This is a genomic window from Lentiprolixibacter aurantiacus (genome assembly GCF_026241225.1).
Lineage (GTDB): Bacteria > Bacteroidota > Bacteroidia > Flavobacteriales > Flavobacteriaceae > Lentiprolixibacter > Lentiprolixibacter aurantiacus.
Window position 1 is genome coordinate 219,157 of record NZ_JAPFQP010000004.1, and the last position, 15,867, is coordinate 235,023.

General features: G+C 46.7%; 13 protein-coding genes. 8 read left to right on the forward strand and 5 right to left on the reverse strand.

Translation table 11 applies throughout. The features are described 5' to 3' along the window. Window positions 1-106 precede the first annotated feature (106 nt). Window positions 107-1,228 carry a PQQ-dependent sugar dehydrogenase gene (locus OO016_RS12300; RefSeq protein WP_266014445.1) on the forward strand — a complete coding sequence of 374 codons (1,122 nt, stop codon included), beginning with the start codon at window positions 107-109 and terminating at the stop codon, window positions 1,226-1,228. A gap of 36 nt (window positions 1,229-1,264) precedes the next feature. Further along, on the forward strand, window positions 1,265-1,669 hold the full coding sequence (locus OO016_RS12305; RefSeq protein WP_266014448.1) for a c-type cytochrome: 405 nt from the start codon (window positions 1,265-1,267) through the stop codon (window positions 1,667-1,669). On the opposite strand, the gene murQ is transcribed toward OO016_RS12305, so the two are convergent. Both murQ and OO016_RS12315 read right to left on the reverse strand, forming a co-directional pair. Then, window positions 1,666-2,481 (reverse strand): N-acetylmuramic acid 6-phosphate etherase, encoded by an 816-nt coding sequence (gene murQ, locus OO016_RS12310; protein ID WP_266014451.1) that lies wholly within the window; start codon window positions 2,479-2,481, stop codon window positions 1,666-1,668. The genes OO016_RS12305 and murQ overlap by 4 nt on opposite strands. Window position 2,482: 1 nt before the next feature. Beyond that, window positions 2,483-3,232, reverse strand: coding sequence for a DeoR/GlpR family DNA-binding transcription regulator (locus tag OO016_RS12315; protein WP_266014455.1), 750 nt, complete (start codon window positions 3,230-3,232; stop codon window positions 2,483-2,485). 179 nt (window positions 3,233-3,411) lie between these two features. On the opposite strand from OO016_RS12315, the gene nagB reads away from it, so the two are divergent. From nagB to OO016_RS12345, 6 genes are all read left to right on the forward strand, one after another. Next, window positions 3,412-5,355 carry a glucosamine-6-phosphate deaminase gene (gene nagB / locus OO016_RS12320; protein ID WP_266014458.1) on the forward strand — a complete coding sequence of 648 codons (1,944 nt, stop codon included), beginning with the start codon at window positions 3,412-3,414 and terminating at the stop codon, window positions 5,353-5,355. Window positions 5,356-5,407: 52 nt separating this feature from the next. Next, window positions 5,408-6,907, forward strand: a complete 1,500-nt coding sequence (locus OO016_RS12325) for a glycoside hydrolase family 10-like protein (protein ID WP_266014461.1) — start codon at window positions 5,408-5,410, stop codon at window positions 6,905-6,907. A gap of 11 nt (window positions 6,908-6,918) precedes the next feature. Next, a complete protein-coding gene (locus tag OO016_RS12330) occupies window positions 6,919-8,190 on the forward strand; it encodes an MFS transporter (RefSeq protein ID WP_266014464.1) in 1,272 nt (423 codons plus the stop codon). After that, the gene (locus tag OO016_RS12335; RefSeq protein WP_266014467.1) at window positions 8,183-9,799 is read left to right on the forward strand and encodes a glycoside hydrolase family 3 protein; all 1,617 of its coding nucleotides are present in this window, start codon (window positions 8,183-8,185) and stop codon (window positions 9,797-9,799) included. The genes OO016_RS12330 and OO016_RS12335 overlap by 8 nt, the downstream gene beginning before the upstream one ends. After that, a complete protein-coding gene (locus OO016_RS12340; RefSeq protein WP_266014470.1) occupies window positions 9,786-10,862 on the forward strand; it encodes an anhydro-N-acetylmuramic acid kinase in 1,077 nt (358 codons plus the stop codon). Before OO016_RS12335 ends, OO016_RS12340 begins: the two co-directional genes overlap by 14 nt. Window positions 10,863-10,987: 125 nt before the next feature. Next, window positions 10,988-12,241 (forward strand): hypothetical protein, encoded by a 1,254-nt coding sequence (locus tag OO016_RS12345; protein WP_266014473.1) that lies wholly within the window; start codon window positions 10,988-10,990, stop codon window positions 12,239-12,241. 6 nt (window positions 12,242-12,247) lie between these two features. Here the strand turns inward: OO016_RS12345 and OO016_RS12350 are convergent, their stop codons facing one another. The 3 genes from OO016_RS12350 to OO016_RS12360 all read right to left on the reverse strand — a co-directional run bounded on the left by OO016_RS12350 (window position 12,248) and on the right by OO016_RS12360 (window position 15,866). After that, window positions 12,248-12,748, reverse strand: a complete 501-nt coding sequence (locus tag OO016_RS12350; RefSeq protein WP_266014476.1) for a hypothetical protein — start codon at window positions 12,746-12,748, stop codon at window positions 12,248-12,250. A 130-nt stretch (window positions 12,749-12,878) separates the two neighbouring features. After that, complete coding sequence (locus OO016_RS12355) at window positions 12,879-14,420, reverse strand: acyl-CoA carboxylase subunit beta (protein WP_266014479.1); 1,542 nt, start codon at window positions 14,418-14,420, stop codon at window positions 12,879-12,881. Window positions 14,421-14,423: 3 nt separating this feature from the next. Continuing rightward, window positions 14,424-15,866: an acetyl-CoA carboxylase biotin carboxylase subunit gene (locus OO016_RS12360; RefSeq protein ID WP_266014482.1), complete on the reverse strand. Its 1,443-nt coding sequence runs from the start codon at window positions 15,864-15,866 to the stop codon at window positions 14,424-14,426. Window position 15,867: the final 1 nt, after the last annotated feature.

A 15,867-nucleotide genomic window follows, 5' to 3' on the forward strand; every position in this document is an offset into this window, starting at 1 on the left:
GATTTGGGGTCAGGATATTCTGAAGCGTAATTATCTAAACTTATATTTTCTAATTAATTTTGTGTAGTTCAACCTACTTTATTATTATTTCATCTAACGTTCGAATATGAAAAAAAGTATTGCCCTGCTCGGTTTTTTCGTTGTAATTACCATTTCCTCTTGTGGTCAGAAAGTTGACAATGAGATAAATACACCTCTGGAGACAGACTTCACCGCTGAGTTATTCGTGCCTGAATTGCAGATTCCCTGGGGCATGGAATTCCTGCCGGAAGGAGGCATGCTAATCACCGAGAAATCCGGGGAACTCATCCTCTTCCGCGACGGGCAGAAAACAGTAATTGAAAATACTCCTGAGGTATACTATCGCGGACAGGGAGGCCTTATGGATATCCGGCTTCATCCCGACTATTCCAATAATGGCTGGATCTACCTTTCCTATGCCTCTGAGGAAGGAACCGAAAAGGGCGGACATACGGCTATAGCGCGCGCCAGGCTAAGTGGGAACAGCCTTACGGACCTGGAAGTGCTGTACAAGGCAACCCCCAACACCACCAAAGGACAGCATTTTGGCTCCAGGATAGAATTTGACACCAATGGCTACCTCTATTTTACTATCGGTGAACGGGGAGAACGAGACGTAAATCCCCAGGACATTACCCGGGATGGCGGAAAGGTTTACCGGCTGCACGATGACGGCAGAATTCCTTCGGACAACCCCTTTGTAAATGAACCAGGGGCCAGGCCAGCCATTTTTACCTATGGGAACCGGAATCCACAGGGAATAGCAAGGCATCCGGAAACAGGAGCTATCTGGATACATGAACACGGTCCAAGGGGAGGAGACGAGATCAATATTGTTGAGTCAGGTGTAAACTATGGCTGGCCGGTTATCACCTATGGCATTAATTACAGCGGTACGCCCATAACTGACAAAACTGAAATGGAAGGCATGGCTCAGCCCATACACTACTGGGTCCCTTCAATTGCCCCCAGCGGCATGGAGTTCGTAACTTCGGACCGCTATCCTTCCTGGAAAGGCAACCTGCTGGTGGGCTCACTTTCATTCCAGTACCTGGAACGCCTCGAACTTAATGGCGACAGCGTTACTTACAGGGAAAAACTTATGGAGGATGTAGGCCGCGTACGCAACGTAAAACAAGGGTTGGACGGTTTTATCTACGTGGCCGTGGAAGGCAAGGGGATTTTCCGACTTGTTCCAGAATCCTAGTCCTTTTTCCAGTGGGTTTAAATCTTTAAAAAAATCGTGAAGTCTTTTCTATTCGGGTATTTGATTTGTGTTGCAGCACTGGCACTCTGCCTGCAGCAGGACAAGGAACTTACGGAAAGCATCAAACGAGGGAAAGCCATTTATTCGGATTTCTGTGTTACCTGCCATATGGAAAAAGGTGAGGGTGTTCCCTACACTTTTCCGCCTCTTGCCAAATCGGATTATCTGGCCAATAACCGGGAGGCCAGCATTCGGGGGATAAAATACGGACAGCGAGGCGAGATCATCGTGAATGGCGAAGTGTACAATAACACCATGATGCCATTAGGACTAGAGGATCAGGAGATAGCAGATGTAATGAATTTTGTTATGAATTCCTGGGGAAACAACCAGGATAAACCCGTCACGGTTGAAGAAGTGGCCCAAACGAGGCCTCGCTAGTCTTTCTTTAAAGCATCCAGGGCTTTTTTTACGGAACCATATTGTTTTAAAACTGCCTGTGCCTCGTCATAGTTAAGCTGAAGCCCTTCCATCAAATACCTGGTGCCCCGGTCTACCAGCTTGTTGTTGCTTAGCTGCATATTTACCATTTTATTCCCTTTTACCCGGCCTATTCGGACCATCAGGGCCGTGGTGATCATATTCAGGGCCAGTTTCTGGGAGGTACCGCTTTTCATGCGCGTACTACCCGTAATAAATTCCGGGCCCACATTGATCTCAATTGGAATTTCAACAGCCTCTGCTAGCGGAGATCCCGGGTTGTTCGTAATTCCGGCTGTCAGCAATCCCTTGCTTCGGGCAGTCCTGACCCCACCTAGCACGTAGGGGGTTGTTCCCGATGCAGCTATCCCCACAACAGTATCCAGTGTACTGATATCATAGGCTTCCAGATCCTTCCATGCCTGTTCTGTATTATCTTCGGCAAATTCCACAGCTTTTCTTATTGCTCCGTCACCGCCGGCAATAAGTCCGATTACCCGGTCGTGAGGCATGCCATATGTGGGTGGAATTTCAGAGGCATCCAAAATACCCAGCCGACCACTGGTCCCTGCTCCAATGTAAAATAACCTTCCACCCTTGTAAAAACGCTCCTCGAGCAAATCCACCAGCCTGGTTATCTGTGGGATCACCCCGGATACAGCAAGAGCAACCTTCTGGTCTTCCCGGTTGATGTATTCCAGTAGGGTTGCAGTATCCAGCTTCTCCAGGTGGTCGTAAAGCGAAGGAGATTCGGTTATTTTCTTGAATTTCATATCAGAGTAAACGGATGTCCTGGTTTCGGAAAAGGTTGAGCAGGTTGTTTTCAGGTTCCAACTCGGTGATCATGGTATTTATCGCATTGATATCACAGGTCTTATACCGATGCTGGGAATTCAGTTTTTCAGAGATACACAAAAGTACCGTTTTTTTGGAAGCCTGAACCACCGCTTTTTTTACCTGAACAATGTCCCAGTCAAATTCCGTAAGGCCATGCAGGGAATCCACGTATCCGGTTCCGATAAAACTGTAATCGAACCGCACCTCGCTTAACTGGTGTACTACCCCCGCCCCGGTAGCTATCTGTGCTTCCTGGGAAAGCTCTCCCCCCAGGAATATCACTCGGATTTTAGGCTTGGACAGTAGCAAAACTGCAACCGGCAAACTAAATGTAAAACAAGTAAAGCTGAGATCATCCGGAATAGCCTTTGCCAATTCAAGGCAGGTAGTACCCCCATCAATAAAGACCACCTGGTTGCGTTTTAGTAATCCGAGGGCCTTTTCGGCAATTCGCTTTTTCTGAGGCTGTGCATACACCCGGTTGTCCATATTGGCCAGTCCGGTAAAACCAAGAGAAACAGCACCACCGTGGACCTTTTTTAATTTATTCTCAGCATCGAGCTCCTTAACGTCACGCCTGATCGTATCAATAGATACTTCCAGCTTTTCGGCTATATCCGTCAATTGCACCCTATTGTGAAGGTCTACTTCATTCATGATTACCCGCTGCCGTTCTTCTTTGAGCATGCTTACCGCTTTTTTTGGGATTTTGTACAAAGATATAGAAATTTCATTTATGCCGTATTGTACCGTTATTTATTACATAAAGGTTAAATTATTGCAATTATTTGCAGTTTTTAAATATTAAAACAGCATAATACAGAAATAAGTGCTACTTTTGTCCTGAATTTAAAATCGGACTAAAAATGGCAGAAGTGCTTACTAAATCAAGTGTAAATAATTTCCCTATCGATGAGGAATCAAGGAAATTTGAAAAGATCAAAACCAACATTTACGACAACTCTGATGAGGCTTCTTTTTATGTTGCGAATGAAATTGCCGAACTGATCAGGCAAAGGCAAAGGCAGGGTAAACATGCCGTACTGGGTCTGGCAACGGGCTCAACCCCAACCAAGGTTTACGAATTCCTGGTAAAATTCCATCAGGAAGAAGGGCTTAGCTTTAAAAATGTAATCACCTTTAACCTGGATGAGTACTATCCCATGGAACCGGATTCCATACACAGCTATGTCCGGTTTATGAATGAGCACCTCTTTGACCATATCGACATCAAAAAGGAAAATGTGCATATCCCGGATGGAACACTGGAAAAGGAAGATGTGCGCGATTTTTGTGACGCATACGAAAAAAAGATAGAAGATGCCGGGGGAATTGATATACAGGTACTTGGGATAGGAAGAACCGGTCATATCGGCTTTAACGAGCCAGGCTCCTCTCTAACCAGTAAAACCAGGCTGGTACGACTGGACCGGGTAACTCGCCTGGATGCCGCCAGTGATTTCTTTGGATTGGAAAACGTACCCGTAAAGGCCATTACCATGGGGGTTGGTACCATCATGGCCGCCAAAAGGATTATCCTTATGGCCTGGGGTGAAGGGAAATCAGAAGTTATTCATCAAGCTGTGGAAGGTAAGATCCGAGAGTCCGTACCCGCCACATTCCTGCAAAACCATGGAAACTGCAATTTTATTGTTGACCATGCCGCCGCATCCGACCTGGTTCGCGTAAATACACCCTGGTTGGTTTCTGAGTGCGACTGGAATGAAAAACTGATCAAAAAAGCCACACTCTGGTTGTCCGAAAAACTGGACAAGGCCATCCTGAAACTAACCAATGAGGATTACAACGAATATGGGATGGGTAACCTGATTGCCGAGATAGGTTCTGCAGAACACATCAACCTCATGGTGTTTAACCAACTGCAGGCCACCATAACGGGCTGGCCTGGGGGCAAACCTAATGCGGACGACAGCAGCAGGCCAGAAAGAAAGGACCCCTACCCCAAGCGATCCCTTATATTCAGCCCGCATCCGGATGACGATGTGATTTCCATGGGAGGAACCTTGCTACGGCTGGTAGACCAGGGGCATCAGGTCCATGTAGCCTACCAGACCTCAGGTAATATTGCGGTTTTTGATGACGAAGTGATTCGTTTTCTGGACTTTGCCACCGATGTGCAGGAAGATAATGTAGTATTGCAGAAACAATTCCAGGAAGTGCGGGAATTTCTGAACTCGAAAAAACCAGGAGATGTAGATAGCCCTGAAATACAGCACTTCAAAGGACTGATCCGTAAAGGTGAGGCACTTGCAGCCTGCAGATATTGCGGTGTGGATGAATCCAATGCACACTTTCTTAACCTTCCCTTCTATGAAACAGGCACGGTGAAGAAGAAGCCGCATTCAGAGGCCGATATCGAGATCACCTACAACCTGCTTCAGGAAATTAAACCGAATCAGATCTTTGCCGCGGGTGACCTGTCTGACCCCCACGGGACACACCGGGTATGTCTTCAGGTAATTTACAGCGCACTGGACAGGCTCGTGCAAGAAGGAGCTGAATGGCTTAAAGATTGCTACGTTTGGCTCTACAGAGGTGCCTGGCAGGAATGGGATATAGCCGATATGGAAATGGCTGTACCTATAGGTCCCATGGACATGGAACGAAAAAAGAACGCTATCTTTAAACACCAGTCGCAGAAAGACAGTGCTATGTTCCCTGGAAATGATGAAAGGGAATTCTGGCAGCGGGCGGAACAACGAAACACGGAAACCGCACGCAAATACAATGACCTTGGTATGGCAGAATATGAAGCCATGGAAGGATTTGTCAGATACCACTTTATGTGATTTGGCAGGCATAAAATATCCTGGCGTTTAAAACACAAAGGACAGGCAGCCTATGGGCCGATTCTTTTTACTCTTGTTACTGCCTGTGTTTATAGCATGTAGTACCCTGAAGACCCCTGTTCCTCAACCTAAAGAGGAATTCAGGGGTGTTTGGGTGGCTACGGTAGCCAATATTGACTGGCCGGAGCACCCCGCAGATCCCTGGGGGAAAAAACAAGCCGACTTTCTAAAAATTCTCAATTTTTATAGCAAACTGCAGTTCAACGCCGTTTTTGTGCAGGTAAGAACAGCAGGGGACGCCTTGTATGCAACCAGGTTAGCCCCATGGTCACGGTACCTTACCGGAAAGGAAGGAGACCCGGGAGACCTGGTTACAGATCCGCTTAAATGGATGATTGATGAAACCCATAAGCGCGGGATGGAATTCCACGCCTGGTTCAATCCCTACCGGGCCACATTTGACATGAAGACCGAGTTGCTGGATACTACGCATGACTTTTACAAGTTTCCGGAATGGATGGTTAAATACGGGAAAAAATATTATTACAACCCCGGCCTTCCAGAGGTACGTGAGCACCTGGTAAATATAGTCCGGGAAGTAGTAGCGCGCTACCCCGTTGACGGGGTTCATTTTGATGATTATTTTTACCCCTATCGCATTCAGGGAGAAGTTTTTGAAGATTCCATAGCCTATGAAAACTACGCCATTGAGGACCAGTCGCTTGAGGATTGGAGGAGAAGCAATATCAGTATGCTTGTTCGTGATACGCATGCTGCCATCAAAGAATTAAAGCCATGGGTACAATTTGGCATCAGTCCATTTGGGGTGTGGCGAAACGCATCTCAGGACCCAAGGGGGTCAGATACCCGGGCCGGACAAACTAATTTTGACGACCTGTTTGCAGATCCCCTGGAGTGGTCTCGCAATGGCTGGGTCGATTACCTGGCACCGCAACTCTACTGGAGCCTGGACTACGCCCCTGCAGCCCACCGAAAACTACTCAGCTGGTGGTCCGGGGCAGTACCCGAAACACCGCTGCTGATTGGTAGTGGGGCCTATAAAATCGGCAATAATCCGGATGAGGCCTGGAGCAACAAGACGGAGCTGCCGGAACAACTGATACTGGGAAGGAAGACCAGCAATATCAAAGGAAATATATTTTTTAGTGCCCGTTCTCTTATGCGGAAAAATACCGATGTAGTTCGTATACTCCGCAATCAGATCTATAACAAACCTGTCTTTCCGCCACCCCTTGAGCAGACAGTCGAATCCTCCCTTAAAAGGCCAGGTATAGTTCTTAAGGAAACCCGGGACTACCTCTATTTTACCCTTACCGATACCGAATTGCGGTACCAATTTGTCGAAATCCGCAGTCCGGGGGTTACCGGTACTGGAAAAAAGAAAAGATATCGCGGGAAAAAGATATATTTAGGAGAACTTAGTTCATTTCGTGTTCCTGCCAGAGACCTTAGGGGAATGAAAAATCTGGAACTGGTCTTTACCGATAAATTCCGTCAAAAAACCAAACCCTTGAAAATCAACCGAAAATAAACCTGACCTCTATGATACAAAAAAATAAGTGGGCGTGGGCGTGGGTTCCCATACTCTATTTTACCCAGGGACTGCCCTATGTCATGGTGGTTACGGTTTCAGTGATCATGTATAAGAAACTGGGTATCAGCAATGCCGATATTGGCCTTTACACCAGCTGGCTTTACCTGCCCTGGGTGATCAAACCCTTGTGGAGCCCCTTTCTTGACCTGCTGAGTACCAAACGCAACTGGTTCCTGCTCATGCAATTGCTGGTTTCCCTCTCCTTCCTTGGGATAGGTCTTACCCTCCCCACCAACATTTTTTTCATCACCACCCTGGCTTGTTTCTGGATGGCGGCTTTTGCTTCAGCAACCAATGATATTGCTTCTGACGGCTACTACATGATAGGGCTTACCCAGGAAAAACAGTCCTTCTTTGTAGGGGTAAGGAGCACCTTTTACAAGCTTGCAAACGTTACAGGGCAGGGCTTACTGGTTATCCTGGCCGGATTTCTGGAAAACCACTACGGGGACAATACCAGAGCCTGGTCCGTAACCATGCTTGCAGCAGCACTTTTGATGTTTATGCTAACGGCGGCTAACTTTTTTGCAACACCCAAATACGAAAGTTCTTCAGACATCAACCTGGAAAAGCCCAAAGGTTTCCTGGAGGTATTCAGGACGTTTTTCAGTAAAAAGGGAATGGGTATGGCACTTACCTTCATCTTATTTTTCCGGCTGGGGGAATCCCAGCTTGTGAAAATGGCTTCCCCATTCCTGCTGGACGATCCTGAAGTTGGCGGGTTGGGATATTCAACTGCTGAAGTGGGTACTATCTATGGAACTATCGGGGTTATCATGCTTACCGTTGGAGGTATACTGGGAGGTGTCCTGATTTCCCGCCACGGCCTGAAAAGGTGGATGTTCCCGATGGTGTTATCCCTAAATATACCTAATGCCTTCTACGCCTTCCTGGCCATAAGCAACACCTCTCATATAGCTGCGGTTGTTACTACCGTAGTGCTTGAACAATTCGGATACGGTTTTGCCATTGCGGGTTTCATGGTGTACCTGATTTATATTGCGGAAGGGGCCTCAAAGACTTCCCATTATGCCCTGGCCACAGGATTTATGGCCCTTGGGATGATGCTGCCCGGGCTCATTAGCGGGTACGTTCAGGAATGGCTGGGGTACGATGGGTTTTTTATATGGGTGGTTATTGCAGCACTACCTTCCATTATATTGCTAAAGTTTATTGATTACCCGGCGGATTACGGAAAAAAAGGGGCTTCTGATGAATAGTTCATTTGATTTTTCTGATGAAGCAGCTGCACAGCTCAGCCTGCAGCAAAAGGTTGGTCAACTCTTTATGCCTGCTGCTTTCATAAACGATAGTGAAGAAGAAATCCTCAAATTGGAGGAGCTTATCCGGGAATGTGGTATTGGTGGTATATGTTTTTTTCACAGCAGGGCCAGTGCGGCGACTAATTATGAAGGTAAAAAGGAAGTCCCTTATAACGAGGATAGTTTTGCCACCCTCAAATCCCTGATTAAACGCTATCAGGAAGCAGCACAAATTCCCTTGCTCATTGCCATAGATGCTGAATGGGGGCTTGCCATGCGCATTGAAAACACACCCTGTTATCCCTATGCCCTTACCCTTGGGGCGATGCGCAATGCCAATAAACTGGTTTATCAGGCAGGTAGCCAGGTTGGGGCCGATTGCCGCGCAGCAGGAATTCACTGGAATTTTGCGCCTGTGGCCGACATTAACAACAACCCGGACAATCCCGTAATCGGCTACAGATCCTTTGGCAGCGACAAAAAACAGGTGTCAGATTACGCCATTGCATTTGCTAAAGGGATGCAAAGCCAGGGAGTGTTGAGCAGCGCCAAACATTTTCCCGGTCATGGAGATACGGCCACCGATTCGCATTTGGGAATCCCGTTAATTGATAAATCCCGGGCAGAACTGGAAGCAAATGAATTGTTTCCCTTTAAAGAGCTTATCGCTTCCGGGGTCGATTCTGTAATGATCGGACACCTGGCCGTGCCCGCACTTAGTAGAGACCAAAATCTACCGGCAACCCTATCGGATAAAATAATCAAAGGTGTGCTCAGGAAAGATATGGGTTTTGACGGAGTGGTTGTCTCAGATGCACTTAACATGCACGCCGTATCCAGATCGTTCAAGGAAAAAGGGGAGTTGGAATTCCGTGCTTTCGAAGCTGGCATAGACTTGTTCTGCTTTTCGGAGAACCCCGTGGAAGGTATTCAGAAGATCTGCGAAAAGGGGAATCAAGCCGCTATAGATGAAAGTTTTCAGCGTATATGGCGATTGAAATCCAGGAGCATTCCGATAAATGGTTCGGATAAATCGGAATTGACCAACCCGCATTCCCTCAACCTGGAAATTGCCAGAAGAAGCCTTACTCAAATGGGGCCGGATTCCCACCTCTTTGCGCAGAATGAAATAGCAGTTACCGGAATTCAATTAGGCTCTGCTGGTAATGATCTCCTGTTCAATAAACTCAGGGAAACAGGGAGACTAAGGGAAATAATTGTAGACCGCCAAAATCCTGAAATAGCCCCGGGACAGTTGAGTCCGGAAGACACAATACTTCTGTCCCTAAATCCTCCACTGGTTAAACCAGCGGGCAATTTTGGATTTTCAGAACATACGATCTCGTTCATCAATGACCTGCTAAAGTTTGCCAACGTGACCATATGTTTATTTGGAAATCCTTACTTTTTGAACCTCCTGGAATTGAATCCGAATCAAAAAGTCCTGATTGCATATCAGCATTTTGATGAATTCCAGCACATTGCGTTAGAATATTTGACGGGCAGGTGTAAAGCTCCAGGCAAACTTCCCGTAAAACTCAAATGCGACAGTAATGAAAAAGCATAAGGTCTTAGCCCTGATGTCCGGCACTTCCCTGGATGGCCTGGATATGGCATATTGCCACTTTGCGAAGTCAGATTCGCGCTGGACATTTGAAATTAAAAAAACACGGCAGGTTGCCTACGAAAGAGAGCGAAGGGAAGTCCTTAAACTGGCTATCACACTCCCCGCACTGGAACATACCTGCCTCCATAATGAATACGGTACCTGGCTGGGTCAGCAGGTACGGAGCTTTATCGCTGAGGAGGGGCTGGATGTTGATTTTGTTTCCAGCCATGGCCATACTTCACATCACCAGCCTCATAAAGGCGTTTCCTGGCAACTTGGTTCCGGTCAGCACTTGGCAAACGCCTGCGGCCTCCAAACGGTTTGCGATTTCAGATCAAACGACGTGGCCCTGGGTGGCCAGGGGGCTCCCCTGGTACCCATAGGAGACCAGGAACTATTTGGAGATTATACTTTCTGCCTCAACCTCGGGGGAATAAGCAATATTTCCCTTCACCACAAGGGAAAGCGGATCGCTTACGACATTGGGGTGGCCAATATGATGCTCAACCACATCTGCCAGAAATCAGGGTTTTTGTTCGACGAGGGTGGTGCCCTTGCCGCAAAGGGAACAATTAATGAACCCTTATTGGATGCCCTGAATAACGTGGAGTATTACCGGCTTCCTTTTCCTAAGTCGACAGGCTATGAATGGTTCCTGAATGATCTGGTGCCCTTACTGGAGCAATACCCGGACAGCCTGGAAAACCAGTTATGCACAGCCGTGGAACATATTACCAGTCAGGTAGCCGATCAGGTGCGAATCTTCGGCCAAAATAAGGGCCGTACACTGCTGGTTACCGGCGGAGGCGCGCATAACAAATTTTTGATCGGACAACTGTCTGAAAAGCTTTCAGGCAACGCTGAGGTTGTTGTTCCGGACGCAACTTTGGTAGACTACAAAGAAGCTCTGGTTTTTGGACTCATGGGTGTGATGAGAATGGAAAACGAGATCAATATCCTCTCCTCGGTGACAGGTGCAGAAAGGGACAGCACTGGCGGTGTAATTTATTATCCAGCCTAGTAATACAGGCCAGTATGAATATTTCCGTACTATGATTTCTGTCATAAAATTCTACAACTTATAGTCCCAATTTTGTACTGAATATGAGCCTGTTCCCCAGGCATTCACAACAGTTACAAAATATGATGTCAACCAGAAAAGCTGCCCTTTTCCTGACAGGATTTTTAATTTGTATTGGTCAGGCAATTATCGCACAGGGTTTCCCTAATTATGAGGGAGGATTCAAATTTGAACTTAGTGAAGATGGCTCCAAATACATTCGTATAATATCCTGGGTGCAGGGACAGGCGGTTTACAATACTGAAGATACTTTTGATGTCAATGGTAACCAAAACAGCAACCTGAGTTTTAACCTGCGAAGGGCACGGATTTTACTATATTCCCAGCTGAATCGAAATTTCCTGATCGTCACTCATTTTGGATTAAACAACCTGAACAGTAATACCATAAGTCCAACAGGAAAAGGGGAAGGTTCACAATTATTTTTTCACGGGGCCTGGGTTGAATACAACCTCAACAAAAACCATGCGCTTGGTGGTGGTTTGCACTACTTCAACGGAATATCAAGGCTAAACAGCCAGAGTACCCTGAATATGATGACGCTGGATAATCACAGGCAGGCCTGGGCTACTTTGGGACTTTCCGATCAATTCGGAAGGCATGTGGGTATATTCGCCAAAGGAAGGTTCAATAAACTACAATACCGGGTATCCATTAACGAGGCTTCCGTTTCAAGCCTGGATGAACGCGATCCGGTAGCGGGAGGCGAAGCGGTTTACAGGGGGCGTTCACTTCTTGGATCCAAAAAAGCTGGGAAAACTTTTGCAGGATATTTCGACTACCAGATTTTTGATGAAGAATCCAATCTTTTGCCTTATAAAGTAGGTACTTATCTGGGAGAAAAAAGGGTCTTCAATATAGGAGCAGGTTTTTTCCTTCATCCGGGTGGAGCTGTAATAGATAACGGTTCCACTCTACAGCCCGAACTTGCCGGGGAAGATGTATTTATATATGCGGTGGATGCCTTTTATGATGCCCCATTAAGCGATAAGGGAAACGCCCTTACCGCCTACGCCCTGTACCAGGTAGCAGATTATGGAAAAAATTACCTTTTTGGGCCCTACGGCACAGGCAACTTTTTTTGCTCCCATGCCGGTTACGTTTTCAAAGGAGATATGACCAAGAGGAGGTACCAGCCCTATATAAGCTATGAATGGCAATCTTACGATGCAGTTGACGACAATAGAAATTCCATTGGTATTGGTATCAATGCCTACAGAAGCGGCCACCATTCCAAGTTTACACTGGAGTACAAAAGTGATGTGTTTGGTGATACCAAATCGAACTATCTGATACTGCAGGCAATGATATACCTCTAGGAGCCTTTAGAAAAAATGATCGTACTTGCCTTTCACCCTTAGCCAGAGCCTCCATACGATGTAGACACCAGTTAAAGCCACTACAGCAAAACCAATGGAAAAATACAACCAGAACTGGTCTATGGTATAAGAAGGCCTGTATTCAGGAAGTAAATCAAAGTTCTTCCAAAGGTCATTACGTGCGGAAACAAGGATAATTACGCGAATCGCGTGAAGCATAACAGCCCATACACCTAACTTCATAGCCGTACTTGCATACTGCCACTTGCTTAAGACAAACCACCGCAAAGCCGCCAGCAAACAGCCTATGGAAAGCATGAATTCCAATATAAGCAAGCCGTATACCCAACCCACAAGGATTTCAAAGTTCTGCTCCTCCATTACCATATGCCAGGTACGGATTAGGAGAATGCCTGTTGCTGTTATGAGCAGAGAGGCATAGAGGCGTTGCCTGGGATCTTTGATCCGGCGCATGCGCCAGTAGCGATATCTGGTTTTTACCTGCATAGACTGCAAATAAGGCGTTTGAATTGAAATACGCCATGATAAATCTCAGGTCTGTGCTAACCGTATGGAATTACATGCAGTTAAAGGAATCTGGTGATCCTTAAGCGAATTGCATTTTTTTCAAAACCGGCTACAGCGGGATATTTCCATGCTTTCTTTTGGGAGCAGCAACTTCCTTATTTTCAAGCATGCTAAAGGCTTTGATCAACTTCCTTCTGGTATTCTTCGGGAGGATTACCTCATCTATAAAACCTCTTCGTGCGGCACTGTAGGGATCTGCAAATTTTTCTGCATACTCAGCTTCTTTTTCCGCCAGTTTTTTAGCAGGATCCTCAGCACTGGCAATCTCCTTCCGGAAAATGATCTCACTGGCCCCCTTGGCCCCCATAACAGCAATCTCGGCCGTTGGCCAGGCGAAATTGAAATCGGCCCCAATATGTTTGGAGTTCATCACATCATAAGCACCTCCATATGCTTTTCGCGTAATAACAGTTACCCGTGGCACCGTGGCTTCGCAGAAGGCATACAGCAATTTTGAACCGTGAACAATGATCCCGTTCCATTCCTGGTCTGTTCCAGGCAGGAATCCGGGCACATCTTCCAGTACCAGCATGGGAATATTGAAACTGTCACAGAACCTGACAAAACGAGCAGCCTTCACAGAGCTGTTTACACCTAAAACCCCGGCCAGGTACATGGGTTGGTTGGCAATAATGCCAATGCTCCTTCCTGCCAGTCGGGCAAATCCCACAATGATATTCTCGGCATAGTCCTCGTGGATCTCATAAAATGAATCCTTGTCAATGATACCATTGATCACATTGTGCATATCATATGGTTTGTTGGGATTGTCCGGAATAACATCCGTAAGTTCCTCACGAACCTCATCATGCAATTCATAGGGAAGTCTGGCTGGCTTCTCGCGGTTGCTCTGAGGAAGATAACTCAGTAGTTTTTTAATGTCTTCCATACAAGCTATATCATTGGCAGCCGTCCGGTGTGCAACACCTGATTTTACGGCATGTGTACTGGCACCTCCAAGTTCTTCGGCGGTCACCTCTTCATTGGTCACCGTTTTTACAACATTGGGCCCGGTAACGAACATATAGCTGGTTTCCTCAACCATTATGGTGAAATCTGTCATGGCAGGGGAATAAACCGCACCACCTGCACATGGTCCCATGATTGCGGATATTTGTGGAACCACCCCTGAGGATTGAACATTCCGGTAAAAAATATCGGCATAGCCACCAAGAGACCTCACTCCTTCCTGTATCCTTGCCCCTCCGGAATCATTCAGGCCTATAACCGGAGCGCCTACCTTCATTGCAAGATCCATAACCTTGCAGATCTTTTCGGCATGAGTCTCAGATAATGCCCCTCCGAATACGGTAAAATCCTGGGCGTAGACGTAAACCAAACGGCCCTCAATGGTTCCATACCCAGTAACTACCCCATCTCCGAAATACACTTCCTTTTCCATCCCAAAATCCGTAGTCCGGTGCGTCACCAGTATACCCATCTCTTCAAAGGATCCCTCATCCAGGAGATAATCTATCCTTTCTCTGGCCGTAAGTTTTTTCTTGGCGTGTTGCTTCGCAATTCGTTTCTCACCACCCCCCAGATGGGCCAGGGCAATACGTTCTTGAAGTTTTTTGATTTTTGGATCCATACTTTAATTGTTTGGGATACGTAGTACCTTTTGATCTTTGAAGTATTGTTTCAGGGCAATAACTGCTGCAATACGCGCTTCTTCCTCTGTGTTTTTTTGGAGCATTTCAGGAGAATAGTAGTTCTTCACGAAATGGGTGTCGAAATTCCCGGATCGGAATGCCTCGTGTTCGCATACAAAACGCCCGAAAGGCAGTGTAGTCATTACGCCCTTAACTTCATAGTCGTCTATGGCTTCAATCATCAATTCAATGGCCTCTTCCCTGCTCTTTCCGTAGGTGATTAACTTGGATAGCATGGGATCGTAGTAAATAGGGACATCCATACCCTCTTCGAATCCATTATCCACACGGATGCCTTCCCCAACAGGAAGCCTGTACTTTTCCAGTTTTCCCACACTGGGAAGGAAATCGTTCAGCGGATCTTCAGCATAAACCCGAAGTTCTATTGCATGGCCATTTATTTTCAAATCTTCCTGCTTCATTGGGAGGGCCTCACCCCGTGCCACACGTATCTGCAATTCTACCAGGTCCACACCGGTTATAAGCTCAGATACAGGGTGTTCCACCTGAAGACGTGTATTCATTTCCAGAAAGTAAAAATTCAGGTCTGCGTCCATCAGGAACTCAACTGTTCCCGCACCCAGATAATCACAGGACTCGGCCACTTTGGTTGCAGCAATGCCCATTTCTTTGCGCAGTTCAGGACTCAGAATAGCAGAAGGTGCCTCCTCAACTACCTTCTGGTGCCTCCTTTGCACGCTGCACTCACGTTCAAAGAAATAAAGGATGTTCCCATGGCTGTCTGCCATTACCTGAATCTCCACGTGCCGGGGAGAAGTCACATACTTTTCAATGAAGACCGAACCGTCTCCAAAGGCCGAAGTAGCTTCGCTTATTGCCCTTTTCATCTGGGATTCCAGGTCTTTCTCCTTTTCCACGATCCTCATCCCTTTTCCACCCCCACCTGCCGAGGCTTTAATAAGTATAGGGAAACCTATTTCCTTTGCTATGGATTTCGCCTTGGCAACATCAGTAATAGCCTCGTCTATGCCGGGTACCATTGGAATATTATATTGCTTTACAGCTTCCTTGGCCGCCAGTTTGCTTCCCATCATACGGATAGCTTTGGACTTGGGTCCTATAAATATGAGTCCATTTCGCTCAACCTCCTCAGCAAAATCGGCATTCTCACTAAGAAATCCGTAACCCGGGTGAATGGCATCTGCCTTCAGGGATTTGGCAACCTCAATAATCTTATCCCCCCTGAGGTAAGATTGGTTTGAAGGAGCTTCTCCAATATAAACAGCCTCATCTGCATAACGGACATGCGGAGCGTTCCGGTCGGCAGCAGAATATACGGCCACTGTTTTGATCCCCATCTTCCGGGCGGTACTCATTACCCTGATGGCTATTTCACCACGATTGGCAATTAGAATCTTTTTCATC

Bases quoted from the DNA above. Each gene is read 5' to 3' on its own strand.
- OO016_RS12300 (WP_266014445.1), top strand. From the start codon at position 107: ATGAAAAAAAGTATTGCCCTGCTCGGTTTTTTCGTTGTAATTACCATT.
- murQ (WP_266014451.1), bottom strand. From the start codon at position 2,481: ATGAAATTCAAGAAAATAACCGAATCTCCTTCGCTTTACGACCACCTG.
- OO016_RS12315 (WP_266014455.1), bottom strand. From the start codon at position 3,232: ATGCTCAAAGAAGAACGGCAGCGGGTAATCATGAATGAAGTAGACCTT.
- nagB (WP_266014458.1), top strand. From the start codon at position 3,412: ATGGCAGAAGTGCTTACTAAATCAAGTGTAAATAATTTCCCTATCGAT.
- OO016_RS12325 (WP_266014461.1), top strand. From the start codon at position 5,408: ATGGGCCGATTCTTTTTACTCTTGTTACTGCCTGTGTTTATAGCATGT.
- OO016_RS12330 (WP_266014464.1), top strand. From the start codon at position 6,919: ATGATACAAAAAAATAAGTGGGCGTGGGCGTGGGTTCCCATACTCTAT.
- OO016_RS12335 (WP_266014467.1), top strand. From the start codon at position 8,183: ATGAATAGTTCATTTGATTTTTCTGATGAAGCAGCTGCACAGCTCAGC.
- OO016_RS12340 (WP_266014470.1), top strand. From the start codon at position 9,786: ATGAAAAAGCATAAGGTCTTAGCCCTGATGTCCGGCACTTCCCTGGAT.
- OO016_RS12345 (WP_266014473.1), top strand. From the start codon at position 10,988: ATGTCAACCAGAAAAGCTGCCCTTTTCCTGACAGGATTTTTAATTTGT.
- OO016_RS12350 (WP_266014476.1), bottom strand. From the start codon at position 12,748: ATGCAGGTAAAAACCAGATATCGCTACTGGCGCATGCGCCGGATCAAA.
- OO016_RS12355 (WP_266014479.1), bottom strand. From the start codon at position 14,420: ATGGATCCAAAAATCAAAAAACTTCAAGAACGTATTGCCCTGGCCCAT.
- OO016_RS12360 (WP_266014482.1), bottom strand. From the start codon at position 15,866: ATGAAAAAGATTCTAATTGCCAATCGTGGTGAAATAGCCATCAGGGTA.